Source organism: Eubacterium sp. AB3007 (assembly GCF_000688015.1).
Classification (GTDB): Bacteria; Bacillota; Clostridia; order Peptostreptococcales; family Anaerovoracaceae; genus Aminicella.
On record NZ_JIAD01000001.1, the window covers coordinates 2046842 to 2070626 of the forward strand.

10 protein-coding genes and 2 riboswitches are annotated in these 23785 nt (G+C 54.8%); of the genes, 9 read left to right on the top strand and 1 reads right to left on the bottom strand.

Going from position 1 to position 23785, the window contains the following annotated elements:
• Positions 1-20: 20 nt before the first annotated feature.
• The 9 genes from P156_RS0109800 to P156_RS12380 all read left to right on the top strand — a co-directional run bounded on the left by P156_RS0109800 (position 21) and on the right by P156_RS12380 (position 22079).
• Complete coding sequence (locus P156_RS0109800; RefSeq protein WP_027869958.1) at positions 21-308, top strand: cysteine-rich small domain-containing protein; 288 nt, start codon at positions 21-23, stop codon at positions 306-308.
• 118 nt (positions 309-426) lie between these two features.
• A riboswitch (cobalamin riboswitch) is annotated at positions 427-621 on the top strand.
• A 576-nt stretch (positions 622-1197) separates the two neighbouring features.
• Positions 1198-4983, top strand: a complete 3786-nt coding sequence (locus P156_RS12375) for a cadherin-like beta sandwich domain-containing protein (RefSeq protein ID WP_034802517.1) — start codon at positions 1198-1200, stop codon at positions 4981-4983.
• Position 4984: 1 nt separating this feature from the next.
• Positions 4985-6334 (top strand): fibronectin type III domain-containing protein, encoded by a 1350-nt coding sequence (locus tag P156_RS0109810; protein ID WP_027869959.1) that lies wholly within the window; start codon positions 4985-4987, stop codon positions 6332-6334.
• Between the two features lie 74 nt (positions 6335-6408).
• Complete coding sequence (locus P156_RS0109815) at positions 6409-7344, top strand: MoxR family ATPase (RefSeq protein ID WP_027869960.1); 936 nt, start codon at positions 6409-6411, stop codon at positions 7342-7344.
• Positions 7341-8417 carry a DUF58 domain-containing protein gene (locus P156_RS0109820; RefSeq protein WP_027869961.1) on the top strand — a complete coding sequence of 359 codons (1077 nt, stop codon included), beginning with the start codon at positions 7341-7343 and terminating at the stop codon, positions 8415-8417. The genes P156_RS0109815 and P156_RS0109820 overlap by 4 nt, the downstream gene beginning before the upstream one ends.
• Positions 8386-10563 carry a transglutaminase-like domain-containing protein gene (locus P156_RS0109825; RefSeq protein ID WP_027869962.1) on the top strand — a complete coding sequence of 726 codons (2178 nt, stop codon included), beginning with the start codon at positions 8386-8388 and terminating at the stop codon, positions 10561-10563. The genes P156_RS0109820 and P156_RS0109825 overlap by 32 nt, the downstream gene beginning before the upstream one ends.
• Entirely contained in the window at positions 10560-11873 is a 1314-nt protein-coding gene (locus P156_RS0109830) for a DUF4430 domain-containing protein (RefSeq protein ID WP_027869963.1), read from the top strand. The genes P156_RS0109825 and P156_RS0109830 overlap by 4 nt, the downstream gene beginning before the upstream one ends.
• A gap of 42 nt (positions 11874-11915) precedes the next feature.
• The gene (locus tag P156_RS0109835) at positions 11916-15704 is read left to right on the top strand and encodes a cadherin-like beta sandwich domain-containing protein (RefSeq protein WP_027869964.1); all 3789 of its coding nucleotides are present in this window, start codon (positions 11916-11918) and stop codon (positions 15702-15704) included.
• Between the two features lie 333 nt (positions 15705-16037).
• The gene (locus tag P156_RS12380; RefSeq protein WP_034802521.1) at positions 16038-22079 is read left to right on the top strand and encodes a leucine-rich repeat protein; all 6042 of its coding nucleotides are present in this window, start codon (positions 16038-16040) and stop codon (positions 22077-22079) included.
• Positions 22080-22131: 52 nt separating this feature from the next.
• On the opposite strand, the gene P156_RS0109845 is transcribed toward P156_RS12380, so the two are convergent.
• Entirely contained in the window at positions 22132-23493 is a 1362-nt protein-coding gene (locus P156_RS0109845; protein WP_027869965.1) for a S8 family serine peptidase, read from the bottom strand.
• A gap of 147 nt (positions 23494-23640) precedes the next feature.
• Positions 23641-23774: riboswitch (cobalamin riboswitch) on the top strand.
• Positions 23775-23785: the final 11 nt, after the last annotated feature.

Consider the following 23785-nt stretch of genomic DNA (forward strand, 5'->3'; position numbering starts at 1 on the left):
CGAATGGAAAGGAGGAGAGGATGAGCGACATCGATCTGAGCCAGGAACGGTTCAAATTTTTCCAGCATAGGGAGTGTGAGTTTTTCCCATGTCACAAGACAAATGACCCGGATACTTTCAACTGCCTGTTCTGCTATTGTCCGCTGTATGCGTTGGGGACTAAGTGTGGCGGCAACTACAAGATTACCGACAATGGGGTCAAGGATTGCTCTGGGTGCATATTCCCCCACGTAAAGGGCAACTACGACAAGGTCAACGCACGATTCCAGGATATCGTGGAGATCTCGAAGCAGCAGTCGGAGGAGTAGAAGCTGGGCCCAAAGACCTGGGCGGGCAGACATGTGTCAAAAAACGCGTACCAATATTATCGAAAAAAGATTGAAAAGACTTGACTACATGGTCCAGAAAAGTCTATAATATAAATGCAATTGAAATGCAGTTTCGTGTTCTCGCCTGCGGGATGTGACGCAGGGGAGCTAAGAGGGAATCGGGTGAAGATCCCGAGCGGTCCCGCCACTGTGATAGGGGAGCGGCTCCGGTATACCACTGGCGAAAGCTGGGAAGGTGGAGCGCGGTGATGATCCTTAAGCCAGGAGACCTGCACGGAAACGTTTCTCATTCGGCGGTGAACCGATTCGGAGAGACACAAGCATCAGCGAATACGGGCTGTGGGCATATCCACAGTCCTTTGTTTTTCCTCAGAATGAGAGAAGACAAAGGCCACCATGAATCCTTAGATAATAACGGAATCACTGTGGAGCCCCAATTGCTTTTCATTCTTTTTTCATTCTGAGGCAGGACCCGTCACCCTGCCTCATCCCTTTTTTTGTTTCCAATGAGGATACCTTGACTTTTTCTGGGGACTGTGATGTAATTGAAGCGGAGTTATGGGTTAGAGAACTGAATATTTGGAGAGTTACTAACGGAAGTCGGGTGCGATCCCCGTACTGTGTCTCAGCAACCGTAATGTGCGTATGCAACGAGTCGGGAGACGAGTGACTGCTCCGATGATGTACTCTGAGGTAGTTACAGCATCGACGGAAAGATACATTCCTTTGGATGGAATGACTTTGTTTTCATGAGCGACTACTTCGGTAGCCGCTCTTCTTGTTTAAGACCGGCGTTTCGGCAAAGGGAGGCTGGCGAAAGACTACCAGAGAGTGTAAGCTATCAGTGTTTTAGTAGAAAGGAGAGAGTATGCAACAGACACTGAAGAGAATTAGCATGCTCCTTTTGGCGATGGTCATGATTCTGACCTTCATGCCAAAGGAGACCTTTGCTGCAGAGAGTGGATCCGAGGGATTCCTGTCGGCGGTAAGAGTAGGGGCGGCACCCGGCTATACGGTGAGCCCCGCGTTCGAGGGGGCTCCCGGGGAATACACCTTTGAGATGCCGGAGAACATAACCACTCTTGCCGTTGCGCCTACCAGATCGGAGGCCGGCAAAGATGCTACGATCACAGCCAAATGGGTGAACCAGAATACCGGAAAGGAATCATCTGGTAAGATCACCGGGAACTTCCTGAATCTTACAGGTTTCCGAAAGGCGGACACCGCTTCCGGCTGCAGCTTCAGCCTGGAGTGTGAGAAGGCCGGGGAGACTCAGGTCTACACCTTCACCAACAAGGTGACCAGTCATCTGAAGGGGCTGAAGATGGAGGCAGGCGGAAGTACACTGAAGTATGCCCCTGCTTTCAAACAGGACACCATGGAATACGCTGCGACCGTTCTGGACAGCACAGAGAAGGTGAGCGTAGAAGCAACGCCGTATGCGGCAGGCTATGAGGTGACCATCGCAGGGCAGAAGGCAGAGGATGGGAAAGCCGAAGTTGCTTTGACAGGAGAGACCACCGAGATTCCCGTTGTCGTACAGGGAGCTGGCTTTGAGGCGACCACCTACACGATCAGTGTGAAGAAGATGGCGTCCTGCGCTGTCAGATTTGAGACAACTCCGGAGGACGCCAGTGTTTACATGACCGATCCGGATGGGGACCGGGTGATGCCTGCCGCCGACGGCACATTCAAGGTGAAGGGAGGTATGGACTATAATTATACTGTGACCAAGGCTGGCTACGTTGGACAGAAAGAGAAACTCAACGTGGCAGAGGACACTGTGCGGACAGTCACTCTGGAGAAAGCCGCCTCCAATACGGAGATCGATCCTTCTATTCCCTCTGTTTGGCCCAATTTCCGCGCCAGCGACAACAACATGGCGATCGTGGATCTTCCAACACCGACATCTGCGGACATGACACAACTAAACTGGGTCAACCGGGAGGGTAGTTATTCCTGGCCGCAGATTCTGGTGGGAGACAAAGTCGTCTCAGCAACTGGCAATTCGCTCCGCCTGATCGACAAAAAGACCGGAAAGACGGAGCAGACCACTGCCATGGCAGGGGCACAGAACTACACAAACGTCCCCATGACCTACAAAGATGGCGTCATTTACTGTCCGCTGGACAACGGTGCAGTGCAGGCATTTGACGCCGGTACGCTGAAATCCCTGTGGGTGTTCAGAGATCCCAAGGGGGGACAGGCGCAGAGCACTGTAGTTATCTCCGATGGATACGCCTACATGGGCTTCATGAACAACGGTAACGGAGATGTGCATTACGCCTGCTTCTCCATTACAGACGAGGATCCGGAGAAGGAGAATGAGATCAAGCTCCCGACATGGACCCATACGCAGGCAGGTGGCTTCTATTGGGCCATCCCAGTGGTGGTTGGAGACTATCTGGTGATCGGTACAGAAAACGGTACCACTAACGATAAGGATCCTGGACAGATCATTTCCCTCGACAAGAAGACGGGAAAGGTGATGGATCGCCTGGACGTGACCGGAGATGTGCGTACAGCCGTCGCCTATGACAAGGCAACGGATCGGTATTATGCCTCCACGACAGGTGGAGAGGTGGTATCCTTCAGTTTCGATAAGGCGACCGGCAAGTTTAGCGACAAGAAGAGTTCGGAAGCCATATCGATGCTGGCGAAATGTACGCCGGTGGTCTACAAGGGTGTCGTCTATGTGGGATCTGGTAATTTCAAGAGTGGAAACATGATCGCTCTCGATGCGGATACCCTGGCAACAAAGTGGACAGTACCGCTCAAGGGCAAGGGCCAGACTCAGGGATCCTTCATCCTTTCCACCGCTTATGAAGAGGAGAGCGGATACATCTATCTGTATGCGACCTATAACGGTCTGCCTGGAGGCATTGACATGGTCAAGGTCAAGCCGGACGAGACGGATGCAGCCAATGTCGTCGTGGAACAGATCTACGATGCGGAAGGCTATTCTCAATACTGCAATTGCAGTCTGATCGCAGATGAGAACGGATGTCTGTACTACAAGAACGACACTGGGAATGTATTCTCGGTAGGTCCGGTCACAGCAGCGATCGAGTCTTTGACAGCAGAGGGTGGCACCCCGGCATGGGACAAGGAGTTCAAGAAGTCCAAGGACAACTACAACGTGACCGTCACGCCGGGCACCAAGAGCGTGAAATTCAGCTTTGTGCCGGCCGAAGGAAGCACTGTGGAGATGAATGGCAAGGAGCTCACCGGCAACACCTGTGACGTGAAGGTCAGAGAGGGAAAGGCCGAGCTGGTCCTTACCGCTGTTTCCGGAAAGAACACCAAGACCTATACGGTGAATATCCGCGAAAGGAAGGAAGACGCTCTGGCAACCATCATGGTCAACGAGTCAAACTCTTACGGCAGTGCCAAGACCATGAGTCCGGAGTTCGATCCGGAAGGAAAGGCATTTGCCGTATATAAGGCAGGGGCCTCCCGTAGTTTCGAAAACGTTTGGGTAGATCCCAGTGATGCCAATGCGACTGCAAAGGTCTACGCCCTCTCCGGTGTTCCTGAGAACAGACTGAGTGACAAGGAGACCGGTGAGATCAATGTCACTGCGACAAACAACGGTCACCATCGGTATGCCTGCTACTTCGATCAGTCAAACGCTACCGCATCGCCGATCAAGCTGAAAGTCGTGGTCACCGCTGAGTCTGGGGAAGTCACCAAGGAATATCTGCTGACCATTACCAAGGCGTCCTATGCGGATAGCGAAGACGCACAGAAGCTTTGTGACAGCATGGACCCATCCGCCTATGTCGGTGCCGCCAAGGACGCAGTTGCTGAGGCCAAGGAGAATCTGCAGAAGGCGCTGGAAAGCGGAACACCTGCCCAGATCACAGAGGCTATGACCGCTGCGCAGAAGGTGCTCAACGAGAACAAGACAACGGCGGAACTTCTGGAAGAGCAGGAGAAGAAGCTGGCGCAGGCAATGGCGGAACTGGAAACCGCCAAGCAGGATATCAAGGACGCGCAGGAATCTGCGGACAACGCCATGGAGGCAGCAGAAAATGCACAGAAGGCCGCCGAGGACGCACAGAAGGATGCGCAGCAGAAGATTGATGAAGCTAATCAATCTATCGAGGATCTGAAGAAGGCGCTGGATGAGGAAAAGGACAAGACTAAGGATCTGGAAGCCAGGCTGGATGAAGCGCTGAAACAGGTCGAGGCAGCACAGCAGGCCGCGGAGAAGGCGCAGAAAGCTGCCGAGGCTGCACAGAAGGCCGCCGACAAAGCACAGGCTTCTGCAGGAGGAGCAAGCAAGCAGGCGTCTTCCGCAAGCGCAACAGCAGGAACTGCCGTCAAGAAAGCCGATAAGGTAGCTGCCACACAGGCGAAGGTACAGACTGTCAAGAAGTTTAAGACAAAGGCCAAGAAACACAAGAAGGCTGTCCTTTCCTGGAAGAAAAACACCAATGTCAGCGGCTATCAGGTCGCCCGTGCCAACAAGAAGAAAGGCTCCTTCAAGGTGATCGCTCAGCTGGACGGAACTAGCAAGGCAAAGTTCAAGGATACGAAGCTTAAGAAGGGGAAAAAGTATTTCTACAAGGTGCGCACCTTCACTAAGGTGGGCGGCAAGACCGTCTACGGAAAGTGGTCGCCTGTGAAGAAGATCAAGGCAAAGAAGTAATATGAGTATGAATAAGAAAATGCTCCGGGGAGGCAGGACCGCCTTCCTGGGAGCACTGCTCACTGTGACATTTTGTCTCCTGTGCTCCGCGTTCGTTTATGCGGAGCAGGGAGATACAGTCACTGTTTACATGACCATCAGCAATGACAGTGAATTCGTTGCCGGAAACAATGCGGATGGTACCATCATGGCCAGGGTTCCGGTGGAGGTACCCTATATGGATCTGAAGGATTACGGCCTGGAAGATTTCTATCGCTACGAGGCCAAGAGTTTTGACGAGGGGGGCGGGTATACCGATGAAAAGGTCCTTGTTGAAAGGCCAACTCTCCTGATGGCATACATCAAGGCACTGGGCGACTACTACCTGGGAAGAGAGCTGACATCTGAGGATGTGGGCACTGAAGCGTTGACCATCGAAGGCGGGCCCTGTAGCCTGTTCATGCCATGGTTCTGGGGACACGATCAGAATTTTCTCTACTATGTGAATCACTCTTTCCCCCTGATGGCGAAAGGAGTGGGAGCCACTGCGGATTATATTCTCCTGGAGGATGGAGATGAGGTGGATGTGGCGATGTTCTCGGATTGGAACGCATATCAGGTGGGGGCGTTTGCCTTTTTCGCCGATGATGGCGGTGAGGTGACTGTGGATGCCGGAAAGCCCTTCCAACTGAGGCTTCGGAGGGTTGGCACTCAGGAACAGGATCCAGAGGAGACAGCACCGGTCTTTCCCATGCCGGGTGAGACACTGCGTGTCAGCCGGGACGAGGGATACCACTGGAGCCCCGAGGATGGGTTCGTAACGGATGAGAAGGGGAATGCGACGTTATCCTTTGACGAGCCGGGCAGATATCTCATCAGTGCCGGTCCGCATTTCCTGTGGCAGGACTCTGTAGAAGGAGGCAGCAACCCTTGCGTTGCGCCACCCATATCGGTGGTGACAGTGAAGGGGGATGATCCCGGAGCGGAGCCTACGCCAAAGCCTGAGAAACCGGCGAACACAAAGCCTGCGACCAAACCGGCCCCGAAAGGTCCGGCAAAGGCCAATACTGCCCGATTCACTCCAGCAAAAGTATCTTTGTCTAAGGTAAAGAAGGGCAAGAAGAAACTCACTGTGAGCTGGAAACGGCTGCCGAAGAACGTCTCCGGATACCAGATCCAATGCACCCCGGTGAAGGGTGGCAAGGCGAAGGTCGTCAACGTGAAACAGGGAAAGAAAAAGACCCTGAAAAAGGTGGTAAAGGGACTAAAGAAAAAACAGACGTATACGGTCAGGATCCGGGCCTTCCGCAAAGCCGCGGGTAAGACCTGGTACGGTCCCTGGTCCGTAACGAAGAAAGCAAAGGTGAAGTAATCATGGAATCGGGAGGTCTTGCGAAGCCAGAGGAAATGGGTTAAAATGAAAGCAACTGTTTTCTAGGAGGTAGTATGAGCGATATAATTACAGCCATTCAGAGCGAAACATGCAAGGCGATCCTTGGCAAGGAAGACATCGTCAGGAAAGTTCTGGCGGTGATCATTGCCGGTGGACACATCCTGTTGGAGGATATTCCGGGTGTGGGGAAGACTACCCTTGCCTTGGCCTTCAGCAAGTCCATGAATCTGAAGTTCAACCGTGTCCAGTTCACACCGGACGTAGTACCCTCTGACATCACTGGATTTACCGTCTATAACAAGGAGACAGGTGCCTTCGACTACAAGCCCGGCGCCGCTATGTGCAACATCCTTCTTGCCGATGAGATCAATCGTACCTCCAGCAAGACACAGTCATCTTTGCTGGAGGTTATGCAGGAGGGGAGCATCACCGTGGACGGACAGACCCGAAAGGTGCCGGAGCCCTTCATCGTCATCGCGACCCAGAACCCAATCGGCACGGCAGGCACCCAGATGCTCCCGGAAGCACAGCTGGACCGTTTCATGATCCAGACGTCTATCGGATATCCGGATGCGGCGGCCGAGATCAACATCCTGAAAGACCGTCGTGAGACAGATCCTCTGGCAAGCATCCGCAGCGTTGCCGGCGCGGAGGCGATCATGGCCATGCGTGCCCAGTGCCGGAAGGTCTACATCCACGACAAGATCTATGAGTACATTACCGCCCTTTGCCGCGCGACACGGGAGCACGAGCTGCTCCGACTGGGGATCAGCCCTCGCGGTGCCCTGGCCCTCTGTGCCATGAGTCAGAGCTGGGCTTATCTGAACCGACGGGGGTATGTGGTGCCTCAGGACGTTCGGGAGGTGTTCCCCGATGTGGCCAGACACAGGCTACTGCTCCACTCCCGAGCGCATGTGCAGAACAGAGAGCAGGGATCCATTATTCAGGAGATCCTGGAGAAGGTGCCTGCTCCAGATGTGAAACCATGAAGAAAACAAAGATCATATTCCTGCTGTGGATCCTGGCTTTCCTGTTGATCTACCTGCGATACGGTGCAGCATCGTCGATATTGGCGGTGCTCTTTGCCGTACTTTACGCAGGGCTGGCTTTTCTGATCACCAGGGTGAGCGGCCGTCACCTGGAAATCGACATTACGGGGAGCGGCATGGTGGAGAAGGATGCGGTGATGCCCGGTACCATCTGCATCCGGAACAAAGCCCGGTTTCCCGTGTTCCTGGCAGAAGGACGCGTGTCTGCCCGAAACCTCCTCACAGGAGAAGAGCAGATCCTGCCCCTGGCGGTCTCCCTCTGGCCCAGGCAAAGCAGGGAAGAGTGCGTACAGATCAGGGAGAAATACTGCGGACGCATCGACATGACCGTAGAGGATGTTCGGATCTATGACCCTCTGAAACTGTTTGGAAGGCACTTGGATGTCGCGGGCACCGGCACGGGATTCGTGGCTCCGGCTATCTCTTCTATGGAGATCCCTGCAGAGTATCTGGACTCTTATGACATGGAGAGTTATCAGTATTCCCAGTACGAAAAAGGGAATGATACCGGAGAGGTGTTCGGGATCCGGGATTATCAGGAAGGGGACAGCCCCAAGCAGATCCATTGGAAGCTGTCTGCCAAGATGGACGATCTGGTGGTGAAGATCCCCTCTTATCCGATCGAGAACAACATCCTTCTGATCCTGGATAACCTGCTGTCACCGGAAGCTGAGGTGAGTCCGGCGGATAGGAGCAAACTGATGGAACTGTTCTGGTCCCTGTCCGCCTGCCTGCTTGAGAAGGGGATGACCCACAGCGTCGGCTGGTATGATGGAAAGGCGGCAATTTTCCGGCGCCAGGAGATCAAGGACAGGGAGGCGATGTGGAACACCATGCCCGATGCGCTGAGCTGCGGATTTGGACGCAGCGAGTATTCCACGGTTTATCGATACCTTGAGTCTCTGGAGGACAGGGGCTTCAGCAATCACTTCCTCGTGACCGCACAGGAAGAACGTGATATTGACAGGTTGGAGAATTACGGTGCAGTTAAAGTATTCAGAACAACACAGTAGCTGGCAGCAGAACGTTGCGGATGCCATCTCGGCACTGGCCCTCAGTGTCTCTTTTGTAGCACTCTGGGTAAGCGGTCTGGGGTTGGAGTGGTCCTTTGGCCGAATCCTGAAGGGGAATCCACTGAAAGGGCTTCTCAGTGCATGGAATCAGTTGGCAGAAGCGTTGGGAAAGAGCGTCTACATGCTGCTGCCCAGATTCAGCGGTGGTTACAGCGATGCCGGGGAAGCAATGCCCACCGGCGCGTTCCTGACACTGTCCGCTCTTTTACTCGCAGGTCTGATCTTCCTCATGATCCGAAGCAGAATGCGCCCTTGGTTGTTGCTCTTCCTGCTGCCATGGATCTTCCTGATGTTTGTTGCGGATATCGCGCCGGGATTCCCCTATATGCTGGCGTTTACAGGTGCGCTTGCTGTGGCCTGGGTACAGATGGGAGGAGGTACCTTCCGCCAGGGGACGGCGATTGCCTCGATCGCCCTGGTCCTGGCCATGACGCTGGGAATCGGTGTTTGGGTAGATCGTGCCTATTCCTTTGATCCCGCAGGGCTTACCGGCAGGACCGGTGCCCTCATGGAACGGGTCCTGCATGCCCGCTACGGCAGTGGTGCCCTGAAGAACGGTCAACTGAACAGTCTCTCCGGTAAGGCACTGGCCAAGGAAAGAGGCAGTCTGTCGAAGCGGCAGAGCGTGCTCACCGGTGGCAGCAAGGACAAGACCAAGACGGCGCTGGAAGTGAAGGGGAAGGAGATGGATTCCTACTATCTGCGGGGATACGTAGGAGAAAAATACAGGGGAAACCGCTGGGAATCACTGCAGACCAGCGTCTATTACGAGGGGCGAGATACTCTGTATTGGCTCAACAAGGGAGGGTTCGATGGGCTGTCCCAGATGAGCAACGTAGCCGCCCTGGTGGATGAAGAAGCAGAGAAGAAGGCTTTGTCCATCAAGGTGAAGCATGCTGACCGCTCGCAACTCTACATCCCCTACGAGATGAGGGGGACGGCGAAGATACTGCCGAAGGGAAGCCGGAACTACGCGGGTAGTTTCCTGGGGTCGTCACGGCTCTTTGGGAGCCGTTCATACAAGCTGGATTGTGAGAATAACATGACAGGCAGCTGGACGGACTGGGTCGGACAGTTATACTCGGCGGGATTCAGCCCGGAGATAAGCGACTACTTCCGCAACGAGAGCCACTATAACGTCTGGTGCTACCAGAAGGATACCGAGGTGCCGGAACAGCTCTGGGAAACCCTCTACACGGAATTGGGGGATCCCGGGGAGCAGACCGGTAACCACATGGACTACAAGGAAGCCATCTCAATCACCCAGGACTACCTGGCACAGAATTATGTGTATTCGGATAACTTCAGGAAGATGAGCCGAAAGAAGGACTTCCTCGCCGGTTTTCTGAAGTCCCGCAAGGGCTGCGATGTACACTACGCCAGTCTGGCCACCATGATCTTCCGGTATTACAGGATCCCTGCCCGCTACGTGGAAGGATACCTGCTGACCCCGGCGGATGTGGAGAAGGGCAGCAAGGTCGAGCTTGGTCAAAGCCACCAGCACGCCTGGACGGAGATCTATGTAGACGGTTACGGATGGGTCCCCATCGAGACCTGCCCGGACTACCAGGGAATCATGGAAGAGGCAGATATGGAAACCGGTCTGGAATCCATGTCCTATGACAGCACGATGCAGGAAACTCCACCACCGGAGTCGGATGAGGCGGACGAGAGCGAAGATCTGGACAACGTAAGCAAGCTGCTTCGGAAGATCGGCCTGGTAGTCGGGATCGCCATGCTGGCGCTGTTTCTGCTGGTGTTCCTTTTCTTCCTTGGCCGCAGGGGGTGGAAGGCCTGGAGAAGGCACAAAGACTTCACGCATCCGCAACCGCGGCACGGGATCTGCGCCATGTACGGGTACATGCTCGAGGAGAAGCTGCCTCTCAGTGAAACGGCTGTGACCATCGGGGACGCAGCGGCCTTCAGCCCGTTGGAGATGGAGGAAAAACACCGGACACAGATGAAGGACGAACTGGTCCTCAGCAAGGTGAAGGGGAAGCGTGCGCGGAAGGAAGAACGTAAGAGAAAATGGAAGGAACGTAAACTGCCGAAGCCTTGGAAGAGAAGAAAGGAGAGGCGTGCATGAAAAACAGATTGATCAATGCACTGCACCGACTTCCTTTGCCCGGAGATGAGCGAACAGGGAGACTCAGTCAGAGGGCGATCTTTGCCATCGCCGCCGGCGTGCTTGTGGTGCTCCTGGCGCTTGCCACCGGATTGTTTTTGAAGCATCAGAGCGGTTTTGTTCCGGAAAACAACGTGGATACCCTGGACATAGAGCGCTCCCAGGTCTACCTGACCGGCGTAGGCTATGCCATCGACAAGAAACAGAAGGATGATCACGACGAGATCGAAGATCAGCTGGAGGATATAGACGATATAGAGGAAGACGATCTCTCGGATTCGAATAACCGGCGTTTTACACCGCCTACCTATACTCCGAGACCGAGGTATACGCCGCGGGCAGGCTCGAGGTATAGCTACAACGGCAACCGCAAGCGTACCACCAAGTCCCAGAAGTCAAAAACAAAGAAATCCGATAAGAGCGAAAAGAAGTCACCGGGCACCGGAAATCCTGATGAGAAAGCGCCGGAGGGAACGGATCCAGACGATGTGAGGAAGCCTTCTGGCGGAGACAGCGGCAATACAGAGGAAGAGGACTCCAGGAAACCGACGGTGAAGACCAGCATCGTGGATGGAGAGAAGGTGGAAGGCACCCGGTACGACTTTTGGATCACCGCCACGGATTACAAGGGCAACAACATCCCGGTGTATTCGGTGGGAGAGGGAAAGTTCTCTGTTTCCTGCAACGGGACGACCCTGAGCAGTACCGGCGAAAGCGGCAAGAAGACCAGTTTCCGCGCGGAGCTGCAGGACGGGAAGAATACCTTTGAGATCAAGGCAGAGGACAGCGAGGGGCGAAAGCGTACTGTCTCCCGTTGGGTAGATTGTAACGCAGCAGGAGAAGCAGAGAAGGTGGGCACGGTCTCCGTGACCATCAGTGCGGATATCCTGGGACTGGGAACTATCTACAGCACAGAGGTAGAGATCGAGAAGGGAGACTCTGTCAAGGACGCAATGAAGGCCGCCTTTGCGAAAGGCGGATATACCGGATCTTTCAGCGGGAGTTATCTGGCAGGCATCAGCAAGAAAAACATCGCCAAGAACGCGCACATCTCCGACGATGTACGGGCGGAGATGGAGGAGCGGCGTAAGACAGAGAAGGATCCTGACAAGCAGGACAAGAACAGCCTGAAGGAGCACGATTTCTACGATTCCTCCGGGTGGTTGTACAGTGTCAATGGAGACTTTCCGGATGTGGGAACAGGTTCCTACAAACTGGAGGACGGTGACGAGGTCGCTGTGATCTTTGCTTTGGACACGGGCGTGTATTAGTCATGTCCATAACCCTGAGAATGATTCAAAGGGAGGATCGTTATGTATGTTAAGAATCGTATTTATAAAACCGCGGAGAAGCTGGCAGCTACCGCGGTCGTAGGTCTGCTATGCCTGCTGGCGGTAGCCTGGCTGAGCGCATCACAGTCTGTCTGGGCTGCGGACCGCGACGTGGAGTGGGGTCGGTTTCAGAACAGCCCGGAAAATAACGGCGTAACTGAGGTGGCTCTGCCTGCTTCCTACGAGGAAGCTTCGCTGAAATGGGGGAAGCAGATGGTGCAGGGCTATACCATTTCCTTTACACCTCCGCTGATTATCGATGGATGTCTCTACACGGCTTCCAACAAACACGTCTACCAGATCAATAAGGACAGTGGAGAGATCCTGAAGGAGAGCGTAGAACTGAAGCTGAATGTCAGCTATGCCATGAACCCCCTTACCTATGATCCTGACAACGACCAGCTCTATGTGCCGATCCTGAACGGCAGGATCGCGTGCCTGGATGCGGATACATTGGAAGAGAAGTGGACCTCCAGAGAATATAGATACACCCAGTCGCTCTCTCCCGTCACCTATAAGGACGGAGGCGTCTACACCGGCATCTGGGAGAAGGACGATACGGATGGCGTGTTCTTCCGGCTGGACGCGAAGACAGGGCAGGAGGTCTGGTCCTTCCGTCCTTCGGAGCACGGGGATCCGGCCCACGGCTTCTACTGGGCCGGGGCTTATGTGAATGACAGATATGTGGTGGTAGGCTCCGACGACGGGACCAATAACACCTTCGCAGAGGCGGGCGCCTACCCGGAGAATGCCATCGTCTACTGTTTTGACCGGGAGACCGGCCAGGTGGTGGACCGCATCACCGGGGTCAAGGGAGATATCCGCAGTACCATCGTGTATAGCGGCGGGAACATCTATTTTGTATCCAAGGGTGGCCGCGTTTATAAAGCGAAGCTGAATGCGAACGGAACTTTTGGAACCCCCTCCTATATCCAGTTGAAGGATACGCTGGGGATCGACGCCATGATCACCTCAACACCGGTGGTCTACAATGGACGGATATATGTAGGAGCTGCAGGCTCCGGGGGACAATTCAGCGCCGACGGGGGTCACGTGTTTGCCGTGATCAGGGACAACGAGTCCCTCCTGGAATCCTCTCTGATCTACAAGACGCAGATCAGCGGCTATCCCCAGGCGGCCCCGATCCTGTCCAAAGCAGAAGGCAAGACAAGGCTGTATTTTACCTTCAACGCCTTCCCCGGCGGGATCTACATGCTGGAGGACGATGCTTCTGCTACGGCAAACAGCCATCCGGAGGCGCAGCTTCTCTATCGCCCCGAACTCACCGACCAGCAGTACTGCATCAGCCCGCTGTGCTGTGACCGGGAGGGGACGATCTATTTCAAGAACGACAGCGGATGTATGATGGCCGTTTCCGTGAACAAAGCCTGGCTGGACAACATCAGCGTTCAGTGCCGCAGCAAGGAAGTGGAGTGGGACACCTCATTCAAGAAGGGCACGTTGCAATACAACCTGAAGGCGCCGGACGATGCCACCGCCCTGGATGTGCGTCTCACTGCCCCGACAGGGATGACCGCTACTGTGAACGGACAGACCTATAACGGCAAGGTTACGGTGCCTGTCACAGAGGATATGGAACCCATCACGGTGACGGTGCGAAAGACGGTGGGCAGCAGAGAGTATGCCAGAACTTACACCCTGAACGTACAGACGGAATCCAACAACGCCAATCTGGCAGGCATGGTGATTAACACCAGCAACTCCAGGCCAGCGATCGTCGATCAGAACAATCACAATACCGGGGTTGGGTACGATCCGGCCTTTGATCCTGCTATCACGGAGTACGTCAGCAAGACCTATGGAGAGACAAAGAAATTCCTGAATATCTGGTTGCAGGCTTCGGATACGCAAGCGGCCATCCGTGTATGGCCAGCGGCTAATGTTGGAAATATAGGCTCATCCCAGCGACTGAGTGAGGAGGGTTACATTGCCTCGACGGATGGCCGGTTCCCGGTCTACTGGGTCCAGGGTGAGAATTCCGCAGAGGTGGATGTGGAGATAACTTCCGAGAGCGGCAAGGTGTCCAAGGTCTATCACGTGACGCTGGTGAGAAGCAAGGATCACCTGGATGTGGGGGCTGTCCCGCTGAAAGCCAGTCCCTCCAGCCTGACACTGTACACCGCCGGCAAGGACCGTTCGGAAGAGATCACCGTCACCTACAACAAGGAAGATGTGACCGACCAATGCACCTTCCAGAGCACGGATGTATCGGTGGCCACCGTGGATGCGGGCGGGAGCCTGTTCGCCGCCGCGGAGGGAACCGCCGAGATCTGGGTGAACTATCCGAAACTTGGACTGCGTACCCGCGTCCATGTGAGGGTGGAGAAGCCCAAGGCGGAGAAACCGCTCTTCAGTCTGGTGCAGGGAACCTACATCAGGGAGAAGACCCTGACGCTGGCCCCTGCCACCGAAGGCACGGAGATCCGCTACAACATCGGGGTCGACGGCGAGGACGTACAGGTGCCGGAAACCAATACCGGAACAGAATACAAGGGACCGATCTCTCTGTCTGCGGCAGCGGGGGAAACACATACTTATGAGATCTGTGCCATCGCGTATAGCAAGAGCAAGGCATATAGCAAGAGCGAACCGCAGCGATTCACCTACACGATCGACCGCACCGGCGAGGAAGCCGGCACTGAACCGCCGCTCCCGGATCCTGCGGAAGTGGTGGAAGTGAGACCTTCACAGACGCAGCTGTCTCAGTTCACAAGTGGGTCGACTGTGCAGGCCATCGCTGCAGAAGTACAGAAGGTAAAAGCCATCGTGGTAGATACAGGGGGCACACGCCATGAGACGGCAGTGGACTGGGATCTCTCCGATCTGCCTTATGATCCGGAGGATCTCCAGAAGACATCGTTCCTGGTACACGGAACAGCTGCATTGCCGCAGGGATTGGACACAGGTGGCCACACCATGCGCGTGTCGCTGACCGTATCTGTGGCAGAGGGCACCGTGGAAGCCCCGACGATGTCTCCAAAAGAAGGTACCTACAAGAAACCCCAACAGGTGAGCCTGACCACGGGAACGAGAGGCGCAAGCATCGCCTACACTGTCACGGGCACCAATGGGACTCAAATCTATGAGCAACCGTTTGCGGTAGAAGGCATCAAGGGAAAGAAGACCACTGTGGTCATCAAGACCTATGCGGTCCGGAATGGAGTGCGCAGCAAGACCATGAGCTATACCCTTACCATCGACAGGACGTCTGAGATGCCCAAGCCAGCTGTACCGTCTCTGAAGCAAGCGGAGGTCAACGCCGCCGGCAAGCGGATCACGGTGAAGATGGGAGCCGTACAGGCAGCGTCCTCGTACATCGTACAGTATCGACAAGCGGGCGCTTCTGCGTGGAAGACCGTCAGTGCGGGCACGCCTTCTGTGGTAGTGAAAGGGCTGAAGGCCGGAGGCCTTTACGAGGTTCGCGGTGCGGCGGGCAACGCCGGAGGCCAGAGCAGTTACGGAAGCAGTGCCTATTGCCTGGTGTCCAAGACGTCGCTGAAAGTGAAGGCTAAGAAAAAGTCCCTGAAGCTCAGCAGCAAGAAACTGAAGGGCGTCAGTGGCTATCGCTACCGAGTCTCTCTGAAAGCTTCCATGGCGGGGGCAAAGGTGGTGAACAAAACCAAACCAAAAGCAAAGATCAAAGGGTTGAAGTCCAAAAAGACATATTATGTCCAGGTCGCCCCGATCGTGAAGAAAGGCGGCAAGACCTATGTAGGTCAGTGGGTCACCCAGAAAAAGAAGGTGAAATAGCGGTGGCGTAAATACAATCAAATAGTCAGGTGCGGCTAACGGAATCGGGTTGGAATCCCAGCTGTGTCTCAGCAACCGTAAAGCCGGCGGGGTATAGAGTGCCAGATCGGACGAGTCGGGAGACGAGTCGCACCTCAATGTATGTGTTCTGAGGTGGTCGCAAGCATTGATCTGTATATTGAATCCCGCTGGAAGGCCTGGCGTATTAGAGCGGTATGTGAGGGGAGCGGAAAACAATATGCTGTTTATGCAATGTATGGCTGTCTCTGGAGAGATGGCCTTTTTGGTTGCCCCTGGACACAAGGAAAACACTGTATTATTAAGGAGGTATGTATGAAGCGGTTGTTACGTAAGCCATGTACAGTCATGCTGGCAGCGATCATTGTTTTGGCAGCGTGCTTTGTGCTGGCGGGAGAGTCGTCATGGGCGGCGACCAGCGGAGATTGCGGAGACACGGCAGGAACCGTGAGTTTCCAGATCGATGCGGCCGGTAACATGACCATCAGTGGGAATGGTGCTATCAAGGAGCAAGCCAAGGCCAGTGCTTACCCTTGGTACAAAGACCGCACCAAAGTAAAGAAACTGGTGTTGGAAGAAGGCGTAACAAATGCGCCGAACAGTGCCTTTAACGGTATGACCAACCTGAAGACTTTGGAGTTTCCATCCACGCTGGCGAAGTGGGGGACCAACGTCTTCCAGTCCAGCAACAACATCGAGAGCATCAGGGTGGAAGAGGGCGGTACCTTCTCTGCGGAGAACAACATTCTCTATGGAGAGAACCAGACACGTCTTCTGCTGTCTGCCAAGAGCGTCTCCGGGACAGTGGTGCTGCCGGCAACACTGAAGAAGATCGATGCGAACGGCCTGGATGGACGCGGAGAGATCACGGCACTGACCCTTCCGGAAGGGCTAGATTCTATCGGTGACTATGCATTCAGAGGACTCAAGAAAGTTGAACAACTGGACATCCCGGTATCGGTCACGTCCGTTGGGATCGGTGCGTTCCAGAACATGGAGAAACTGAAGACCGCAGAGGTTCCTGACGGAGTGACAATTCTGAGCAACAATGCGTTTGCCGGGGACAAAGCCCTGTCCAGTGTGACACTGCCTGCGGGACTAGACTCGATCGGAACCAATGTGTTCCAGAACTGCACATCGCTCACCAGTCTGGAGATTCCGGCCACCGTTACCTCCATCGGTAACAACGCCTTTGTCGGTTGTTCTGGTATGGAGACACTGGCTCTCCCAGAGAACCTGAAGACGCTGGGAAATACCGTCTTCAGCGGCTGTGCCAAACTGAAGTCCATGACCATCCCAGATGGGATCAAGACGCTGGGAACGGCGACCAATTCCAGCATGTTCCTGAACTGCAGTGCACTAGAGAGCGTGGTGCTTCCGGAAGGGCTCACCACCATCGGTGCCAGCAGCTTCAAGGGATGTTCCGCTCTGAAAACGATCGATATACCGGATTCTGTGACCACCATCGGTGCAATGGCGTTCCAGCAGTGCGCTGCGCTTAAAGAGGTGACTGTCCCTGAAAAGGTTAAAGAACTGGCGGGCACCTTTGCTGGATGTACATCTCTGAAGAAGGCCACCCTGCCGGAAGGACTGACTGCGTTCAAAACAGGCGGATCTGGCGCTTCTATGGTGGGAGCGTTTACGGGCTGTGAGAGCCTGGAGGAGATCAACGTGCCTGCAGGCGTGACCTCCATCGAGAGACTCACCTTCAGCGGATGTACCGGTCTGAGACATATCGACCTACCGAAAGGGCTCACTTCGATTGGCCAGAACGCGTTCCAGAACTGCACCTCTCTGGAGGAGATCACGATCCCCAGTACTGTGACCACCGTCATGGGAGGATCCTTTGAAAATTGCGAGAACCTGACAACGGTCAGACTGGCCGAGGGAATGACCAAGTTCAACACTGAAACAAAGAGTGCCACAACGGCGTTCAAGAACTGTAATCGGTTGACCGACCTCTATCTGCCGGATTCCCTGGAGGAGTTCAACCCTATAACGATGGAACAGGCAGATTCCATCCAGCGGATCCATGTCAGCGAGGATGCGCACCTTGCTGTGGAGGATGGCGTCCTCTACGACAAGGCGCTGACAAAGCTGCTCTATATTCCGGCCAGTTACGCTGGTAAACTGGTGCTTCCGGATACGGTGGTGGAGACCGGTTCCAGAGTAGCCGGGTACACACATGCGCTGACGGAGATCGTGTTCCCGGAGGGTTTCAAGAGCATTGGCGAAAGTGCTTTCTACTATGCGGACGGCCTTCGCAGTGTGACGTTACCTTCTACACTGGAGACCATCGGAGCCAGCGGGTTCCGTGCCACAGGCCTGAGAGAGGTGGACATTCCGGACAGCGTGACATCTGTGGGTACCAACGCGTTTACTCTCTGTGAGAAGTTAACATCAGCAAAGATCGGAGAAGGGCTGACAAAGCTTCCAAGCGCTATGTTTTTCAACTGCCATAAGTTGGCGGACATCAGTCTCCCCAAGACCCTGACGGACATCAGCAGCCAGGCTTTTTCCGGTACCTGTGTCTCCGAGATCACGATTCCGGATGGCTGCGAGACCATTGGAGCGACCGCGCTGGCCAACAACACCAACCTGAACGAGGTGACCCTGCCGGCGTCTCTGACCAGCATTCCCTCCACCGCGTTCAATGGGGACAAAGCGCTTAAGAGCATTTACTACAAGGGGACCGCAGAGGAATGGGCCAAGTTGAACTGCAAACCAGCCTACGGTACTGTGATTACAGATTATAAAGGCGTAAACACGGAGCTTGCGAAGGCGGTGATCGACTCGCAGCCTGCGGATGCTGTTTACGAGAAGGGGGCAGAGGCAGAGCCGCTTCAGGTCACTGTCAAACCGACCCAGGAAGCAGGAGAGCAGTTCTTCTATACCTGGTACAGGAATACTTCCGGCAAGGCAGAAGGCGGTAGTACTGTGGAAGGAACACCGATCGAGAATGGTTCCTCCTGCATCCCCTCCACCGACAAGATCGGCACGGAGTACTACTATTGCGTAATCACCAGAATGGTGAACGGATATACTGCGGAGCGCACTGTTTCCGATGTGGTCTCTGTGACTATCAGGGTGGACCTGGACGGAAAGGGCTCTGAGGAAGAGCCGTTCCTGGTGAAGACACCGGAAGATCTGACCAAGCTCTATACCGTCGTCAAGGAGGGGAACTCCCTGGCCGGCGTCTATATCAGGATGGAAGAAGACGTGACACTTCCTGCCAACTGGGAATCCATCGGGACATTGAAGGACGGACAGACCTCCAGCGCGCAGGGTAAGAACGTCAACCCCTTCAGCGGAAACTTCGATGGTAACGGGAAGACGATCACGGTGCCGGAGAACGGAAAGCCGCTATTCGGCTTTGTGCGTGGGGCACTGATCGAAAACCTGAATATCTACGGACAGAAGATCGATGGCACCGGTCTGGTCGATCACTATGAGAGAGATTACGAAACCGGCACCAGTCAGTCGGAGTTTGGAACCGATGCTAAATATCTGGTCACGATCCGCAACGTGACGCTGAAAGCGGGGACCAAGACCAGAGAGTCCGGCTTGATCGGTGACAACGACAAGGGAAGCCAGGACGCGTCTAGCATGAACCCGGTGCAGATCGTCAACTGCAAGGTGGAGAAGGGCGTTGAGATCGGTTACAACCATGATGAGAGCAAGATCGGCTCCCTGGTCGGAAAGGTTTGCGGGACTGTGATCAACTGCACCAGTGAGGCAGAGGTATACGGCGAAGAGAGAGTCGGCGGAATCGCAGGCTGCCAGGATGTGGCCATGGGAATCCTGCATGTGATCAACTCCTCGTTCCACGGACAAGTGCATGCTACCGGACGGTTTGCCGGCGGCATCCTGGGATCCGGGTATGAGAGAAAGAGCGCGCCCAACGCGCTTTGTGTGGAGATCCGCAATTGCCACAGTGACGGAACCGTCGAGGGTAAGGACTACGTAGGCGGCATCATGGGAGCTGAGGATACGGTGGCGCAGTGCTGGGGCAACGGGATCGGATACATCGAGAACAACCTGTTCACCGGCAAGATCACGGCGGCATCTTCGGCCAGATACATCGGTGGCATCGTCGGATACTATCGCTCTCTCAACAAGTACACCAACTTCGGGAACAATCATTTTGCTGCGGACTGCGGGGCTGCCGTGGGAATCGGTGGTGCGGAGTTCGTGGACACCAACGCAAAACATGAGACAGACAGTGGTACCACCTACTTCAACACAGAGTACAGCGTGGCAGGGCTACCTTCCGTGTCGGGCTGTGACTGGAAGCAGGGGCTGAACCGGACAGACGATCCCTTTGGCGCAGATGCTCCCAGACTGGCGGCCTGCCAGGATGCAGAAACACTGAACTCTGCGGCATTCCTGTCCACCCTTAACGATGCGGACACCGGTATGCACAACTGGGTCACCGGACAGGATGGGAAACCATGCATCAGCAAGGAACCGGTGTGCTACAAACTGGAGATCTCCGGAGATTTCAAGACGGAGTACATCATCGGAGAAGACTTCCAGACAGATGGAATGGAGTTCACCGCCACCTGGACAGATGGCAGAGTGACTTCGCCGAAGGCTTCGGAGATCAGTTTCCGTGGATTCGAAAAGGAAAAGCAGGCTGCACAGACGATCGAGGCGACCTATGGGGCTGCTACAGCCAGATTCAGCGTGAAGGTGCTGAAGAAGGATGATGGGGAACCCATCGAGGTGAGCCTGGTGGTACTCGGCGATGACAGACACGGTGACAAAGGAGAGATCCATACCAACAAAATGGGAGATCTCCAGACATGGATCGAGAAGAAGACTTATCAGGTCAATGTCAACGATACCGCCATGGATGTCCTTCAGTCTGTACTGAAGGCGAATGGTTACAAGGCGAAGGTATCCGGCGACTACGTTGCTGGCCTCACCAAGCCGGATGGGGAAACCCTGAGGGAATTCTCCAACGGCACGTTCTCCGGTTGGATGTACACCTGCAATGGGGTACATCCGCAGCTGATGCTTCCGGAGAAGTATCTGGAAGATGGAGATGAGCTGGTGTTCCACTACACCGATGACTATCGCCTGGAAGAGGATGCTCTGGATGTCAGCGATGTGAAGGATTTGCGCAAGGCGATCGAGGCACTTCCGGCAGCGGCAGATGTCTCCATGGAGAACGAGAAGGCGATCGAGGAAGCAGCAAAGAACTATGACGGATTGGATGAACTTAAGGCGCAGCTGATCACAAAGGCTCAGACGGAGAAACTCGAGGAAGTCCGTTCCGCCCTCAAGGTCGTCAAGGCGAAGACAGAAGCAGATGAGGCTTTGAACAGAGCCAATGCGGCTGGACAGGAACTGGAGCAGGCGAATGCGGAGGCGGCGACGAGTGCAGAGGCAGCCGCGGAGGCCGCCCAGGTACCGGGACGCAACGCAGTGAGTGCAGCCCGTAAGGCCATGAAGGATGCAGAGAATGCAGCGGCGAAGGCAGAAGCGTTTGCACAGGCTGCAGAGGATGCGGTTGCTGCGTATGAAGAGGCAGTGAAGGTGGCCGAAGAGGAAGGCGATGCGACAACAGAAGCCAGTGCGCGGGCACTTCTCGAGGAGGCCAAATCTGTGCAGAGCCAGGCGAAGCAGAGTTTGGAGCAGGCAAACACTGCCAAGGCAGAGGCAAAGGCAGCGCAGGACCAGGCGATCCTGGACAAAGCCGCACAGGACGCTGATCTTCAGGAAATGAAGGAGCAGGCCATCGCTGACCTGGAGGATTATGTCGGACAGAATATGGAGGCTGTGGATCCGGATAAGGCAGAGGTAGCCGTTCTGAAGGCGGTCAACAAGATCCTGGAAGCCGAGAGTCCAGAGGAGATCAACGAGGCCGCACAGAAAGGATTTGATTCGGTCGGAAAACTCATCGAAGAGAAAGCAGCGGCCGACAGGGCGGCAGCAGAGAAGGCCGAGAAAGAACTGGCTGACAAGGCAGCCTCCGACAAGGCATTTGCCGATCTTCAGAAAGAAGTAGACAAACTCGTCAAAGAAAAGGCCGCGGCAGAAAAGAAAAAGATCGAAAAACAGACGAAGAAGGCGCTGAACCTGAAGGTCAAGAAGGTGAAGGTCAAGTCGAAGTCCAGGAAGATCAAGGTCAAATGGAAGAAAGTCAAGGGTGCACAGGGCTATCAGGTCCAGTTCAAACGCAGCGGTGACTCTGCTTACAAGCTGCTGAAGGTGACCAAGAGCAAGAAGGTCAAGACCGGAAAACTGAAAAAGAGATCCAGGTATACCTTCCGCGTCAGACCTTACAAGAAGGTGAACGGTCAGATCCTGTACGGAAAATGGACAGTTTCCAAGACCGTGCGTGTGAAATAAAGACCAAAACAGGAGCATTGCCGAGACGGCATGCTCCTGTTTTTCTGAGAACTCAGACCTTCTTGCGCAGCGTCCTGCTCCAGCTGCCGTATCGAATGCTGCCTTTTGACTTTCGGTAGGCACGGATCTGGACGCTGTATTTCTTTTTGGACTTCAGATGCCGCAGATACGTCTTGCTGGCGGTGGAACGGGAGATGTTCAGATATTGATAGGATCTCTGCCCGGGATACCGGTAGCGGATCTGGTAGCCGGAGACGTTCTTCAGAGGTTTCCAGCGCACCTGGATCTTTTTCTTTTTCTTTTTCAGTTTCTGCAGGTTGACCTTGCTGGGAGCAGGAAGGACTGTCTGTTTTGTGCTCGTGCTCCGAGTGGCGGCTTTGCCTGGCATCTTGGGAGGATCGTTCCTGCCGGTGGATTCTCCTGCGCTACCGTGTTCGGAGGGATCGAGACCATCATAGTTGGAGAGATCCACGTATCCATAGCCAGTTTTCGGATCCCGGCCGGTGGGAGCCATATCTACGGCAAGGCGTTGGAACTCCCGATATACATCCGCCTGCCTGTAATCCGGGTGCATGAGCTTGAGGATCGCAGCGGCAGCCGCTGCGTGTGGACAGGCCATGGAGGTGCCGGTCTTCATTTTGGTGGTATTGCCGGGAACAGCGCTCTCGATGTAATAGCCGGGTGCGGTGAAATCCAGTGCCTCGCCGAAATTGGAAATGGAAAGGGCCGTGTACTCTCCCGTATAGGGGTCGTCGCCGATGGCCCCTATGGATATGGTGCGGGAGGTGGCTGCCAGGTAGTTACGGGCAATGTCGGTCCCTTCGTTTCCGGAGGCGACCAGTATAACGCAGCCTTTGTCCAATGCGTTTTGGAGTGCATCGTCCAAGGGGGCGTAGCTCCCACCCAGATCGTATTTCAACTGATCGGTGTCATAGCCGAGGCTCATGTTGATCACATCCGCCCCGTGCTCCGCGGCATAATTGATGGCTGCGATCAGATCCGCAGCGGAGGCGACGTCTTCCTCGCTGCTTCCCTTCTGCATGATACGAATCGCCATGATCTTCACCTGTGGGGGAGTGCCCTTGGCGATGATGCCGGCAACATGTGTTCCATGGCCGGAGTCATCGCTGTAATCGCTGCCGGTTCGATCCTCTGTAAGATTCACCGAATGAGCCAGGTCTATCCTACCCTGAAACCAGTCGTGTTCTTTGTCGATGCCACTGTCGATCACGGCGACTGTGACCGAGCCGTTCACGTTCGCAAAGCGGGCAGAGGCTTTGTCCAGGCCCATCAGGCGGATGCCGGTCAGATCTGTGTCGGCGAATACCTCACGAATCCCGAGCAGGCACAAAGCCATCATCACCACAAGAAGCACCGTGGCCTTCTTCAGGCGCTGCCTGTCAAACTGCGTCATAAGATCCTCCTTTCTGCAACTTTAGGATATCGAATATCGCATGTAGTGTCAATATCTGTAGGCGTGCCAGGCGGCAGACAGTTTTCGGCAACATGAGGAATTGATTCTCGATCTAAGGCTTGAAAAAGAGGGAGGGAGGTGATAGAATAAATATAAGTAAAAAGTGATATTGGGAGTGACTAACGGAAGCGGGTGAGAATCCCGCGCTGATTCAGCAACCGTAAGATGTGGACAAGAGGTTCGCAGAAGTCGGGAGACGAGTCACTGCCCGGATGTGAATACTCTGAAGTAG

Excerpts from the sequence above, each read along its gene's own strand:
- P156_RS0109800 (WP_027869958.1), top strand. The coding sequence starts at position 21 with ATGAGCGACATCGATCTGAGCCAGGAACGGTTCAAATTTTTCCAGCAT.
- P156_RS12375 (WP_034802517.1), top strand. The coding sequence starts at position 1,198 with ATGCAACAGACACTGAAGAGAATTAGCATGCTCCTTTTGGCGATGGTC.
- P156_RS0109810 (WP_027869959.1), top strand. The coding sequence starts at position 4,985 with ATGAGTATGAATAAGAAAATGCTCCGGGGAGGCAGGACCGCCTTCCTG.
- P156_RS0109815 (WP_027869960.1), top strand. The coding sequence starts at position 6,409 with ATGAGCGATATAATTACAGCCATTCAGAGCGAAACATGCAAGGCGATC.
- P156_RS0109820 (WP_027869961.1), top strand. The coding sequence starts at position 7,341 with ATGAAGAAAACAAAGATCATATTCCTGCTGTGGATCCTGGCTTTCCTG.
- P156_RS0109830 (WP_027869963.1), top strand. The coding sequence starts at position 10,560 with ATGAAAAACAGATTGATCAATGCACTGCACCGACTTCCTTTGCCCGGA.
- P156_RS0109835 (WP_027869964.1), top strand. The coding sequence starts at position 11,916 with ATGTATGTTAAGAATCGTATTTATAAAACCGCGGAGAAGCTGGCAGCT.
- P156_RS12380 (WP_034802521.1), top strand. The coding sequence starts at position 16,038 with ATGAAGCGGTTGTTACGTAAGCCATGTACAGTCATGCTGGCAGCGATC.
- P156_RS0109845 (WP_027869965.1), bottom strand. The coding sequence starts at position 23,493 with ATGACGCAGTTTGACAGGCAGCGCCTGAAGAAGGCCACGGTGCTTCTT.